General features: G+C 69.7%; 9 protein-coding genes. 3 read left to right on the forward strand and 6 right to left on the reverse strand.

What is annotated here, in order from left to right:
• Window positions 1-43 precede the first annotated feature (43 nt).
• The 5 genes from ABZ909_RS36675 to ABZ909_RS36695 all read right to left on the reverse strand — a co-directional run bounded on the left by ABZ909_RS36675 (window position 44) and on the right by ABZ909_RS36695 (window position 8,386).
• Window positions 44-1,399, reverse strand: a complete 1,356-nt coding sequence (locus ABZ909_RS36675) for a M1 family metallopeptidase (RefSeq protein WP_357009425.1) — start codon at window positions 1,397-1,399, stop codon at window positions 44-46.
• Window positions 1,399-5,298 (reverse strand): Pls/PosA family non-ribosomal peptide synthetase, encoded by a 3,900-nt coding sequence (locus ABZ909_RS36680; protein WP_357009428.1) that lies wholly within the window; start codon window positions 5,296-5,298, stop codon window positions 1,399-1,401. Before ABZ909_RS36680 ends, ABZ909_RS36675 begins: the two co-directional genes overlap by 1 nt.
• Window positions 5,299-5,439: 141 nt before the next feature.
• A complete protein-coding gene (locus ABZ909_RS36685) occupies window positions 5,440-6,384 on the reverse strand; it encodes a PHB depolymerase family esterase (protein ID WP_357009431.1) in 945 nt (314 codons plus the stop codon).
• A 47-nt stretch (window positions 6,385-6,431) separates the two neighbouring features.
• Entirely contained in the window at window positions 6,432-6,968 is a 537-nt protein-coding gene (locus ABZ909_RS36690) for a gluconokinase (RefSeq protein WP_357009434.1), read from the reverse strand.
• A gap of 8 nt (window positions 6,969-6,976) precedes the next feature.
• Window positions 6,977-8,386 (reverse strand): gluconate:H+ symporter, encoded by a 1,410-nt coding sequence (locus tag ABZ909_RS36695; RefSeq protein ID WP_357009437.1) that lies wholly within the window; start codon window positions 8,384-8,386, stop codon window positions 6,977-6,979.
• Between the two features lie 141 nt (window positions 8,387-8,527).
• Between ABZ909_RS36695 and ABZ909_RS36700 the strand changes: the two genes are divergently transcribed.
• Window positions 8,528-9,247: an FCD domain-containing protein gene (locus ABZ909_RS36700; RefSeq protein WP_357009440.1), complete on the forward strand. Its 720-nt coding sequence runs from the start codon at window positions 8,528-8,530 to the stop codon at window positions 9,245-9,247.
• A gap of 8 nt (window positions 9,248-9,255) precedes the next feature.
• On the opposite strand, the gene ABZ909_RS36705 is transcribed toward ABZ909_RS36700, so the two are convergent.
• Window positions 9,256-9,699: a hypothetical protein gene (locus ABZ909_RS36705; RefSeq protein ID WP_357009443.1), complete on the reverse strand. Its 444-nt coding sequence runs from the start codon at window positions 9,697-9,699 to the stop codon at window positions 9,256-9,258.
• A 252-nt stretch (window positions 9,700-9,951) separates the two neighbouring features.
• Here ABZ909_RS36705 and ABZ909_RS36710 point away from each other — a divergent pair, with 252 nt between their 5' ends.
• Both ABZ909_RS36710 and ABZ909_RS36715 read left to right on the forward strand, forming a co-directional pair.
• On the forward strand, window positions 9,952-11,448 hold the full coding sequence (locus ABZ909_RS36710; RefSeq protein ID WP_357009446.1) for a serine/threonine-protein kinase: 1,497 nt from the start codon (window positions 9,952-9,954) through the stop codon (window positions 11,446-11,448).
• Window positions 11,449-11,626: 178 nt separating this feature from the next.
• Window positions 11,627-12,841 (forward strand): cytochrome P450, encoded by a 1,215-nt coding sequence (locus tag ABZ909_RS36715; protein WP_357009449.1) that lies wholly within the window; start codon window positions 11,627-11,629, stop codon window positions 12,839-12,841.
• Window positions 12,842-12,850 lie beyond the last annotated feature (9 nt).

A 12,850-nucleotide genomic window follows, 5' to 3' on the forward strand; every position in this document is an offset into this window, starting at 1 on the left:
GGCCGTGCCACATCCATGATCAACTTCTGGGTTCGCCCGAAGTCTACCCGGTGGGCGTTTCCGTCCCGTATGCGGGGAGGGGCGGCAATGCGGGCAGCGGCCGCGTCGACAGCCAGGCGTCCCAGAGCGGGCGCAGCGAGGCCACGCTGTAATGCCCTGCCAGGTCGGTGAATTCGTCGGTGGTGATCGATGCGTGACGATACCGCGTGGTCCATGCGCGCAGGAGATCGAAGAAGGTGGTATCACCGAGTGTGAGCCGCAACGCATGCAGTGTCAGTGCACCGCGCTTGTAGACCCGGTCGTCGAACATGTGGTCCGGTCCGGGGTCGGCGAGCAGGAGGTCCTGCGGGAGCCGAGCCAGATTGCGGTGCGCGGTGCGCGCCAGCTGGTCCGCGCTCGGCCCACCCGCCTCCTCCGACCAGATCCACTCCGCGTAACAGGCGAAGCCTTCGTGCAGCCAGATGTCGCGCCACCGCGCGATGGTCAGGCTGTTGCCGAACCACTGGTGGGCCAGCTCGTGCGCGACCAGCCGCTCGTAGCCGCGCCGCCCGTCGCAGTGATTCGCCCCGAAGACCGAAATACCCTGCGCCTCAATGGGAATCTCGAGATCATCATCGGTGACCACCACCGTGTACGCCTCGAACGGGTACGGCCCGAACTTCTCGGCGAAGACCTCCATCATGCGCGGCTGCCGCGCGAAGTCGTGCTCGAAGGCGGCGCGCAGCCGCGGCGGCAGCACCGCCTGCATGGGCACCGCGCCGCGCGGAGCGTCGACCCGCTGCTTGCGGTAGTGGCCGATCTGGATGGTGGCCAGGTAGGTGGACATCGGCTCGGGCTGCTCGTACACCCAGGTGGTCTGGCTGGCCTTGGTCTGCTTGCGCACCAGGGTGCCATTGGCCTGCGCGTAGTACGGCGAGTCGGTGGTGATCGAAATTCGGTAGCTGGCCTTGGAACTCGGGTGATCGTCACACGGGAACCAGGAGGCCGCGCCATTGGGCTGGCTGGCCACCAGCGCGCCTTCGGTGAGCTCCTCCCACCCGACCTCACCCCACCGGCCGCGCACCGGCCGGGGCGGGCCCGCGTACTGCACACTGAGCGCCAGCACCCCGCCCGCCGGAATCCGCTGCCGCGGCGTGATCACCAATTTGCCGCGCTGATGGGTGAACTTGGCGGGCTTGGTCCCGTTCACGAACACCTTGGACACCGCCAGCTCCTGGGACAGGTCCAGCGCGAACCGATCTCGCACCCCGGTGGTGACCGCCGTGATGTCTGCACGCCCGGCCAGCCGGTTACTCGTGACCTTGTACACCAGCTCGAGCTCGTAGCGGGAGACCCGGTAGCCGCGATTCCCGTTCTGCGGCAGGTAATCGTCGATGGGCTGGTCGAGCTGGTCGGGCATCAGCGGTCGCCCTCCGACCAGGGTGCGATGGGGTTGCCCCACCAGCGCGTGGACGGCGGCACACTGTCGCCGCGCATGACCAGCGACGCCGGTCCGATGGTCGCGCCCGCGCCGATCACGCTGGCAGGCAGGGCGACACAGTGCGGTCCGAGGGTGGCGCCCGCTCCGAGGGTGACGGTGTCCATGGCCATGATGCGGTCGTGGAACAGGTGGGTCTGCACCACGCAGCCGCGTTCCACGGTCGCGCCGTCACCGAGTGTCACCAGGTCAGCCTCCGGAAGCCAATAGGATTCGCACCATACCCCGCGGCCGATGGTGGCGCCGAGTCCACGCAACCAGACATTCAGCACGGGCGTCCCGGTCGCGGCGCGCGCGAACCACGGTGCGGCGACATGCTCCACGAAGGTGTCGGCGACCTCGTTGCGCCACACGAACGAGCTCCACAGCGGATGCTCCTCGGTGTGAATCCGGCCAACCAGCAGCCATTTCGCGAGTACCGACGCCGTACCGGCCACCGCGCCCGCCGCCAGCAGCACCACACCGCTGAGCAGTGCGGCGGGCAGGTGGCCGAGGGCCCGGGCCAGCCAGGCCAGGGCGAACAGCACGCCGAGGCCGATGGCGAAGGTCACGAACACCGGGATCAACCGGCAAGTTTCCACCACCGCGCGGGCCACTCGCAGACGGAACGGCGGATCGAAGGTACGTGCGGTGTCACCGGATTCGGCGGCGCGGCGCAGGCGGGTCGGCGGGCTGCCCAGCCACGAGGAACCGGCCTTCGCCTTCGATGGCGCGGCCGACAGCACGGCGACCAGGCCGTTCTTGGGCACCCGCCGCCCGGGCGCGGTCATGCCGGAGTTGCCGAGGAAGGCGCGCTTGCCGACCTTGGCCTCGCCGATACGCAGCCAGCCGCCGCCGAGTTCGTAACTGGCGACCATCGTGTCGTCGGCCAGGAAAGCGCCGTCGGCGACCACGGTGAACTTCGGCAGCAGCAGGACGGTCGAAACCTCCACGCGCTTGCCGACCTTCGCGCCCAGCAGGCGCAGCCACACCGGGGTCAGCAGGCTGGCGTAGAGCGGGAACAGGAAGGTGCGTGCGGAATCGAGCAGCCGTTCGGTGGCCCACGCCTGCCAGCCCTGGCGGCTGCGCACGGGATGATGGCCCTCGGTCAGCCCGATGCCGAGCAGCCGCACGGCCACGATGGTGACCGCCGCGTACACGGCCAGCACCAGCAGCATGGCCACCGGTAGGACGGCGAAGGCGCGCTCGAATCCGGCTGCCAGCGTCCGGGTGTCACGAATCCACCAGGCGATGAGCAGACCGCCGGTGCCCAGCGCAAAGATCGGCACCGAGGCCAGCACCATCGAGGTGATGCCGAAGATCGCCACCCAGTGCGCGGCCCGCGCGGGCGTCTCGTCGGGCCAGCGGTGCTGTGCCCGGCCGACTTTCACGGCGGGGGAGCCCGCCCACTCCTGTTCGGCCTTCACCTTGCCCGATACCGAGGAGCCGGGTGCGATCTCGGCATTGCGGCCGATCCTGGTGCCGGGCAGCAGGATCGAGCGGGCGCCGACCACCGCGCCCGGCCCGATCTCGATCGGCCCGATGTGCACGAGGTCGCCGTCGATCCAGAAGCCGGACAGGTCCACCTCGGGTTCGACGCTGCAGCCGTCGCCCAGTTCCAGCATGCCGGTGACCGGCGGCAGCGTGTGCAGGTCGACGCCCCGGCCCACCTTCGCGCCGAGCGCCCGCGCGAATGGCACCATCCACGGTGCGCCGGACAGGTTCTCGGCGCCGCTGGCCTCGGACAGTCGCACGGCCATCCACAGCCGCAGGTGCGCCCGCCCGCCACGCGGGTAGGTGCCCGCGCGCACGCCGCGCAGCAACAGCCGGGAACCGGCGACGCACAGCGCCATCCGGCCGGGCGGGGAGATGAAGAGCAGGAACGCCAGCAGCATCCACCACCACGACAGGTGCGGCAGCCACGGCAGCGAACCCGACCAGGCGGCGACATTGCCGACGATCGCCAGCCAGGTCAGCCATTGCAGGCCGGTCAGGGTGGTGAGTGGAATCGTTGCCAGCACCTGGAACAGCTGCGCCGACCGGGGGACCGGCCGGACCAGTCGCTCCTCGACCGCGGCGGTCGGCGCGAAGCCGTCCAGCAGAGCGGCCAGGGCGCCCAGCCGCGGATGGTCGTAGAGGTCCGCGACGGCGATGCGCGGCTGCCGATCCCGCAGCGCCGCCACCAGCTGGGCGGCCGCGAGCGAGCCGCCGCCCAGATCGAAGAAGTCGGCGTTCGGGTCGGTGACCTCCGCACCGAGAATCGAATCCCACAGTCCCGCGACCCACCGCTCGGTCTCGGACAGACCGCTCTCGGGGGTGGCGGCGATGGCCTTGGGCAGCGGCCAGAGGAGCGCATCGCGGTCGACCTTGCCGGAGGTGCGGGTCGGCAGTTCCCCGACCACGGCCAGTCGCGGCACCAGCGGGGCCGGAAGCTGTTCGGCGAGAATGTTTCTCGCGGCGGTGAGGTCGTAGCCGGCATCAGGTCCGGTCAGGTAGCCGACCAGGATCTTGTTGCCCGCCTTGGTGGTCCGGATCGCGGCCGCCGCGCCCGTCACACCCGGCAGATGCTGCAGCGCATTGTCGATCTCGCCGAGCTCGATGCGGCGGCCACCCAGTTTGATCTGATCGTCGGCCCGGCCCAGGAAGACCAGTCCCTCGCGATCGTTGCGCACCAGATCGCCACTGCGGTAGGCGCGTTCCCAGCCGACCGACGGCAGCGGCGCGTATTTCTCGGCGTCCTTGGCCGGATCGAGATAGCGCGCCAGCCCGACACCGCCGATGACCAGCTCACCGGATTCGCCCTCGCCCACCGGATCTCCGGTCGCGTCGACGACGGTCAGGTCCCAGCCGTCCAGCGGCAGCCCGATCCGGATGGGGAAGCCGCCGTCCAGCAGCGCCGCGCAGGCCACGACGGTGGCCTCGGTGGGGCCGTAGGTGTTCCACACCTCGCGCTCGGAATGCTGATTGCCCGCAAGCCGTTCGGCCAGCTCGGGCGGCACCGCCTCACCGCCGAAGATGAGCAGCCGCACGGGTTCGAGCGCCTCGGCGGGCCAGGTGGCCGCCAGCGTGGGCACGGTCGAGACGATGCTGATCTCCCTGCGGACCAGCCACGGCCCCAGATCGGCGCCGGTCCGCACCAGCGCGCGCGGGGCCGGGACCAGGCAGGCGCCATGCCGCCATGCCAGCCACATCTCCTCGCACGAGGCGTCGAAGGCGACCGACAGTCCGGCCAGCACGCGATCCCCGGGCCCGATCGGCGCGTTCTGCAGGAACAGCCGCGCCTCGGCATCCACGAACGCCGCGGCGTTGCGATGGGTCACCGCAACGCCTTTCGGTGTTCCGGTGGACCCGGAGGTGAAGATGATCCACGCGTCGTCGGCGGGCGTGGGCGCGGCGGTCGCCGTCACCCGGTCGCCGGATTCCCTTGCCACTCCGGTGGATTCGATCCCGGCCGTGGTCACGATGGCCGAGACCCGCGCCTCCCCGAACACCAGCCGGGCGCGTTCGTCGGGATCATCGGCGTCCACCGGCACGTACGCGGCTCCGGCGTGCAGGACCGCCAGGATCGTGATGTACAGCCCGCGCGTGCCGGACGGCATCCGCACCCCGACCCGGTCGCCTGCCCGCACCCCGGCCGCGGCCAGGCGCTCGACCTCGAGCGCGATCTCGGTGAGCAGCTCCGCGTATCCGAGTTCCACCTCACCGTCGTCGAGGGCGGGTGCGTCGGGGTACGCCGAGGCGGTGGCGGCGAGAATATCGACCAGCGTGCGGGCCTGCGGTGCGAGGGCGGCCCGCAGCATCGGGTTCGCGGCTATCTCGGTATCGGCCTGCTGTTGCGGCATTAGGTGCTGCCCACCTCTCGTGGAACCATCCGGCGCTTCTGCGTTGGTTGTTTCATACGAGAGTTACCGACAGGCAAACTGTGAGGCGGCCATTGGCCCACGGTACCGGTACGTCCTGGTCGTCCGGTGTTCACCTGGCGGCTATGCGTGGAACTGTGCGAAGAATTGCCAGGTCACGTCGGTGGCGTCGAACTGGTGGGTGACCTTGCCGACAATCAGCTGCGGCAGGTACTGCGGGCCGTCCGGCCAGGTGTGACCGCCCTCGGCGATCGAATAGAGCTGGACCTTGCCGCCGTTCGCGCAGTCGGAGGATCGGACGGTCACGGTGGTGCCGTCGTCGGTGCGCTGCGGGAGCGTGGTCGTGGTGGCCGCGTCGCAGGAGTTCTTCTCGCGCCACAGCTGCTGGGTGGCGTCGACCGAGAGCACCGGGCTCGAGCCCGCGCCGTGGTGGCCGGAGGTGACGCGCACGACACCACCGGCGTAGGGGACGATCGGGTCGGAGGTGCCGTGGATCTCCAGAACCGGCAGGGAATGGGTTGGGGCACAGTCGGATACGTCGGCCTGGGGGAGCGGGCCCGCTACCGGGGCGATGGCAGCCAGCTTCCCGGACAGGCGGCAGCCGAGGTCCTCGGTGAACATGCCGCCATTGGACATGCCGGTGGCGTAGACGCGGGCGGGGTCGACGGAGTCGTTCGCGATGATCCGGTCGATCACGGCCGCAACGAAACCCACATCGTCGATATTCGCGGCGCCGGCATTGGTGTCGTCGCCGCGGCCGTCGTTCCAGGACTTCTCGTAGCCGTTCGGGTAGACGGCGACGAAACCGTCGGCGTCGGAGGCCTTGTCGAAGCCGAAGGAACCGGCCATGTTCTCGGCATTGCCGCCGCCACCGTGGAAGGCGAGCACGGCGGGCAGCAGGCCCTGAGGTCGGTCGGCGGGGTAGTGGATGATGTATTGCCGCTGCAGTCCGCCGTATTCGAGGGTGACGGTGGTGTCGCCGGCGGCGCGGGCCTGCGGGTGCCCGCACCCGGCGGCCATGAAGGCGCTGGACAGCAGGATCGCTGCGGCGAATCTCGGTGCGTTCACCCGAGTGATCGTAGAGACGCAGCCTGAAGCTGAGCTGAAGCTTTGTGTCAGCTGAGAGCCCGGATGGCGGCCAGTGCCGTGGCGGCGACTTCGTGTGGCGGAGGGCCGATTTCGATGCTGAGAATATGCTCGTCGGGACCCGGCGCCTCCAGGGTGCCGAGCTGGGAATCGAGCAGGCCCGGCGGCATGAAATGGTCCATGCGCACGGTGAGACGGCGCTGCAACTCGTCCCGGGATCCCGTGAGATGCAGGAAGGTCAGCACCGTGTCGGGGTGCCCGGCGAGGCTGCGGCGCAGCACGTCCCGGTAGGAGCGCTTCAAGGCCGAACAGGTCACGACCGCCGAGCGGCCCGCCGTGAACTCGTCGGACATCCAGGTCGCGATGGCCTCCAGCCACGGCTCCCGATCGGCGTCGGTGAGGGCGTGGCCCGCGGCCATCTTCGCGATATTGGTGGGCGGGTGCAGGTCGTCGCCTTCGAGGAGATCCCAGCCCAGGCTGCTCACCAGCATGCCGGCGACCGTGGATTTCCCGGATCCGGAGACGCCCATGAGCACTGTGATCTGCGGTCGCGCGGGGGTTGCCATCGCTGCTCCTAGACGACCGCGCTGAGGGCAAGCACGCCCGCCAGCCCGGCCAGTGAGATCACGCATTCCATGAGGCTCCACGACTTCAGCGTCTGCGCGACGTCCAGGTGCAGATATTCCTTGACCATCCAGAACCCGGCGTCATTGACGTGCGACAGGAACAGCGAGCCCGACCCGATCGCCAGCACCATGAGCGAGACGTGGGAGGTGCTGAGCCCGGCCGCGACCGGAGCGAGAATGCCCGACGCCGTCACCGTCGCGACGGTGGCCGACCCGGTGGCGACGCGGATCAGCGCGGCCACGAACCAGGCCAGCAGCAGCACCGGCAGGCTACTGTCGCGAATCGCGTCGGCAATGGTGCCGGCGATGCCGGTGTCGACCAGCACCTGTTTGAAGCCGCCGCCCGCGCCGACGATCAACAGGATGCCGGCGACCGGCGGCAGCGCGCTGTTCATGGTGTCCGCCAAGGCGTCCCGCGTCATGCGGCCGCCACGGCCGAGCACGATCATGCCCACGATCAACGCGATACCCAGCGCGACGACCGGGGTGCCGAGCACATCCAGGACCTTCTTCACCTCGGACCCGGACTTCGGCGAGACCACGTCGAGGACCGCGCTGCCCAGCATCAGTACGACCGGCAGCAGGATGGTGGCCAGCGTGGCGGCGAAGCTCGGCCGCGGCCCCTTCTCCTCGGCGGGTTGCCCGGCGTGCTCACCGGTCGAGAACAGTTCCGGCACCGGCACATTCACCCACCGCGCGGCCAGCTTGCCGAACAGCGGCCCCGCGATGATCACCGACGGCACCGCCACCAGCACACCCAGACCCAGCGTCAGTCCGAGATCGGCCTCGAGCGCCGCCACCGCGACCAGCGGACCCGGGTGCGGCGGCACCAGGCCGTGCATGGCCGACAGGCCCGCCAGCGCCGGAATCGCCACCGCCATCAAGGGAAGTCGCGACCGGTTGGCGACCAACAGGATGATCGGCATCAGTAGCACCACGCCGATCTCGAAGAACATGGGCAGGCCGATGATCGCGCCCACCAGGCCCATCACCCACGGCAGCGCCCGCGGCCCGGCCCGGTTCACCAGGGTGTCGACCACCTGATCCGCGCCGCCGGAATCGGCGAGCAGCTTGCCGAACATGGCGCCGAAGCCGATCAGGATGCCGACGCTGCCCATGGTCGAGCCGAAGCCCTTGACGAAGGAGGCCACGGTGTCGGCCGCGCCCAGCCGGGCGATGAGCCCGACCGCGACCGCGCCGATGGCCAGCGCCAGGAACGGATGCATTTTCAGCCAGGTGATCAGGCCGACGATGAGCGCGACACCGAGCACGGCCGCGGTGATGAGCTGGGCGCTACCGGTATGCCGGGTGGCCGCGTCGGCCAGGTTCGCGATAGCGAGGGGTTCGAGGTTGGGCATAACGCTTCTTCGAGTCGGGTGGAGTGATCCAGGGCACAGGGATCCAATATGGAGGACTATATCAAGCATCTGCTCAAATAAGTACTACGTATTCAACCTTGGATGCCGATAGATATGCCTCGGATGTGTGACACTGAAGCCATGGTCGACCGCGCCGAGTTCTTGCCCCTGCACGAATCGGTGCTGGATCGGCTCGGCGCCGACATCGCCTCCGGCGGCATCGCGCCCGGCACGCGCATCTCCTCCGACGAGATCGCCACCCGCTTCGACGTCTCGCGCACTGTCGCCCGCGAGGTCGTGCGCGTGCTGGAATCCCTGGGCATGGTCAGCATCCGGCGGCGCGCGGGCATCACCGTCCTGGACCCCGCGCACTGGCATGCGCTCGACCCCAAACTGATCCGCTGGCAGCTCGCCGGCCCCCACCGCTTCGCCCAGCTGGGCTGGCTGGCCGAACTCCGTTCCGGCATCGAACCACTGGCCGCCCGCGCGGCCGCCACGCACGCGACACCGGACCAGTGCGCGGCCCTGACCGCGGCGGTCATGGGTATGTCGGCCACGGCCCGCGCCGCCAACACCGCCGCCTACCTCGACCACGACATCGCGTTCCACGCCACCCTGCTGGCCGCGTCCGGCAATCCGCTGCTGCAGGTCTTCGCCCCGATCATTCGCGAAGTCCTCACCGGCAGAACCGAACACGAGCTCATGCCGGCACAGGCCAATCCGCAGGCCCTGCAGCTGCACGCCGCCGTCGCCGCCGCGATCCAGTCCGGTGACGGACCCGGCGCCGAATCCGCCATGCGCGAGATCGTGTCCGAATCCGCCACCGCGATCGCCTGCCTGCGGCCGACGACGCCCGAATAGCGCTGCCGCTAGGGCACGATCAGATACCACTCCGCCCACGGGCCCTGTAGCGGCCAGCTGTTGGCGAACAGCTTGGCCAGTCCCATCCCGACCCACAGGTCGACCGTCTGGGTTTCACCCGGACCGGCACCGGTGCGGACATACACGTCCCGCGATCCGCCGCCCGCGGACCCCAGCCAGCCCAGCACGATGTGATTGCCGCACGGCCCACCCAGATACCCCAGCGGTGTCACGTGCGCGGTCACATGGCCGGGCATGCCGTGCGTGGCCTCCAGACCCACCGCGATCTGCCCCGCACAGAAATTCGCGTCCCCGAAGGTGAACACCGTGGCGCCGAACGGCGCCCACTGCGGCAGCCAATCCGCCTGCGCCGGGGCCGCGCCCACCCCGCCGACGCCCAATGCGAGCCCGGCGGCCGCGATCACCCCCGCCAGCATCCGTACAATCCTCATTATCGGATGTCCTTTCTGCCGGTCGAATTCCACGACCGCACAGCCCGTCTCCCATCATCCGGCCCGAGACGACCCCCGACGACTCGCCTCGTTGCGCGCGGAAGCCGTTCCTCTCCAGCCTATCCAATCCGCACACCGCGTTGACCCCGTTTCATGCAGGATGCCGGGCCGCGGAACCGGTTGGGGCGGGCGGCGGACTCGGCCCCGGGTGCCCGGTATTGTCTGCGGTGCACGTGGATCGGGAGGATTTGGTTGGCTGAGCAGCTCCGAACCGGCGTGGTCTTCGCCGGATATCGGGTCGAGCGACTACTGGGCGCCGGTGGGATGGGCGAGGTATATCTGGCCCACGATCGGGACCTACCCAGGTTCGTCGCATTGAAGCTGCTCAATCGCGTGGCCAGCGATGACGACGAGACCCGGCAGCGTTTCCTGCGGGAGGCGAACATCATTGCCCGGCTGTCGCATCCGAACATCGTCACCATCTACGCCCGCGGCGAGGAACAGGGACGCTTGTGGCTGGCCATGGCCTACGTCGACGGCTCCGATCTGGCCGCCGAACTGCTGGACGGGCCCCTGGAGCCCGAGCGCGCCGCCGCCATTACCGCTGACCTGGCCCGCGCCCTGGACTACGCGCACGAGGCGGGCGTGCTGCACCGCGACGTCAAGCCCGCCAATGTCCTGCTGACCGCTCAGCCGCGAGAGTGGGCGCTGCTCACCGACTTCGGCATCGCCGAGTCCCGGCACGAGGCGCGCGGTATCACCGAGAACGGCGAGGTGGTGGCCAGTTTCCACTACACCGCGCCGGAGCGTTTCCACGGCGAGGCCCGGGTCGACCGCCGCGCCGACGTCTACTCCCTCGGCTGCACGCTGTTCGAAATGCTCACCGGTGCACCGCCGTTTGGCGACTCGGATCTGCCGCGGCTGATCTACCGGCACGTCCGGGCCCCGGTGCCCTCACTGCGGGAACGGAATCCGGCGCTGCCCGCCGCCCTGGATCCGGTGCTGGCCCGGGCGATGGCGAAGAATCCCCGGGCCCGATTCGCCACCTGCACCGAGCTGTCGGTCGCGGTGAGCGAGGCGATCGCCGGCGCGCGGCCCCGGACACCGGCGCCGCCGCCTCGGGAGACGCACAGCCACAAGGCGATTCCACCGAGTCGCCAGTGGACCCGCTCGCGCACCCTGCTGGTGTTCCTGGCGGTGGCGCTGCTGGCCGGCGCCGCGGCCGCGGCGGTCGGAATCCTGACGACGCTCGCCGATTCCAGCCCGCACAGCGCGGCCGGGGCCTCGACCAGCTCGACGGCGGCAGTACCCACTCGCCGCAGTATGAGCGCCGTCCCCACTTCGATCAGTACGTCCGCGGGCGCGGCCGCGGACGGGTGCCAGTCCCGCCGCACCCCCGACGGGGTGACCGGCACGGATCCGGGCGGCATCGCCAGCGGCCCCGACGCCGTCCTCGCCTTCGAGTACGCCTACTACGTACTCCGCTCCGGCAGCGTCGCACGGGAATTCGTGGCCGAGGACGCGGCGAATGTCGCGGACGCCGCCAAGATCCAGAGCGGCATCGACTCCCTGCCCGTCGGCACCCGCTATTGCGTACAGGTCAGCCGGATCGCCGCCGCCGACGACGACCACTGGGCGGTGAAGGTCGCCCAGCAGCGTCCCGGCGAACTTCAGGACGTCTTCACCCAGACCGTCACCACCCGCACGGTCGGCAGTCGCACCCTCATCACCTCCATCGTCGAGGAGTAGTACTGGCAGTTGCCGTTTCACAAAAGGGGTGGGTGTGCTGCGAGGCTGCTAGGGTGCGAAGCGTTGACTCGACGGGGACGACCCGGTGGGTCCGGTGAAAGTCGTTCGTCGGTAGGGAGTTTCGGACTTGGAGTCGACAGGATCGTGGAGCGGGGTCTCGGGGGCCGGGGGATGCCCGGTGCGGGGAGGGTCGCCGGTCGCGGTGGAAGAGCTCCGGATTCTGTTGGGGTCACCGGAATTCGCGGCCGATCCGCACCGCGCGTACCGCGAGATGCGCCGGCAGCACGGCTCCATGGTGCCCATCGAACTGGCGCCCGGGGTGCCCGCGACGCTGGTGGTGAACTATCGGACAGCGCTGCGAATCCTCAATGATCCCGAGCACTTTCCGGCCGATCCACGGGTCTGGCAGGAGAGCATCCCCGAGGATTCGCCCATCCGGCCGATGATGCAGTGGTACCCGAACGCGCTGCGCAACGCGGGCGCCGAGCACACCCGCTACCGGCAGACCTACACCGCCGGTATCGACGGGATCGACCTGCACGCCGTGCATTCCACGGTCGAGGAGATCGCGGGCCGGCTCATCGCGGGCCTGGCCGCCGAGGGCGGCGCCGACCTGGTGTCGCAGTACGCGCTGCCGCTGGTGTTCGAGGTGCTCAACCAATTGGTCGGGTGCCCAGCGGATATCGGCCAGCGGGTGGCCACCGGCATGGCCGCGCTGTTCGACACCGTGAATGCCGCCTGGGGCATGCAGACCCTGGCCGAGGCGCTCATGGAGCTCATCGCCATGCGCCGCGCCGAGCCCGGCGACGACGTCACCTCGCGCATGGCCCACCACCCGGCCGCGCTGAACGACGAGGAGATACTGTACCAGCTGGTCAGCTTCTACGGCGCGGGCCTCGAGCCCATGCAGAACCTGATCAGTAACACCCTGCTGCTCATGCTCACCGACGACCGTTTCGGCGGAGACATGCTGGGCGGCAGCCTCTCCACCCGCGACGCGCTCGACGAGGTGCTCTTCAACGACCCGCCGATGGCCAACTTCTCCATCAGCTACCCGCGCCAGCCCATCCTCATCGATACCACCTGGCTGCCCGCCCACCAGCCGGTCCTGATCAGCCTCACCGCCTGCAACAACGATCCCGAGATCGCGGGCGGCGACCGCACCGGCAACCGATCGCACCTGGCCTGGAGCGCGGGCCCGCACGCCTGCCCCGCCCGATCGGTGGCCTACCTGGTCGCGCAGACCGCCATCGACGAGCTGCTGGACGCGGTGCCGGACCTCACGCTGGCCGTCCCGAAACACGACATCTCCTGGCGACCCGGTCCGTTCCACCGCGCCATGGTGGCACTGCCGGTCGAATTCCCGATCAGTCCCGCGCCGCGCGCGGTGTAAGGAGCGCTC

Source organism: Nocardia sp. NPDC046763 (assembly GCF_040645495.1).
In the GTDB taxonomy this organism is placed as follows: Bacteria; Actinomycetota; Actinomycetes; order Mycobacteriales; family Mycobacteriaceae; genus Nocardia.

Bases quoted from the DNA above. Each gene is read 5' to 3' on its own strand.
- ABZ909_RS36675 (WP_357009425.1), bottom strand. From the start codon at position 1,399: ATGCCCGACCAGCTCGACCAGCCCATCGACGATTACCTGCCGCAGAAC.
- ABZ909_RS36680 (WP_357009428.1), bottom strand. From the start codon at position 5,298: ATGCCGCAACAGCAGGCCGATACCGAGATAGCCGCGAACCCGATGCTG.
- ABZ909_RS36690 (WP_357009434.1), bottom strand. From the start codon at position 6,968: ATGGCAACCCCCGCGCGACCGCAGATCACAGTGCTCATGGGCGTCTCC.
- ABZ909_RS36695 (WP_357009437.1), bottom strand. From the start codon at position 8,386: ATGCCCAACCTCGAACCCCTCGCTATCGCGAACCTGGCCGACGCGGCC.
- ABZ909_RS36700 (WP_357009440.1), top strand. From the start codon at position 8,528: ATGGTCGACCGCGCCGAGTTCTTGCCCCTGCACGAATCGGTGCTGGAT.
- ABZ909_RS36705 (WP_357009443.1), bottom strand. From the start codon at position 9,699: ATGAGGATTGTACGGATGCTGGCGGGGGTGATCGCGGCCGCCGGGCTC.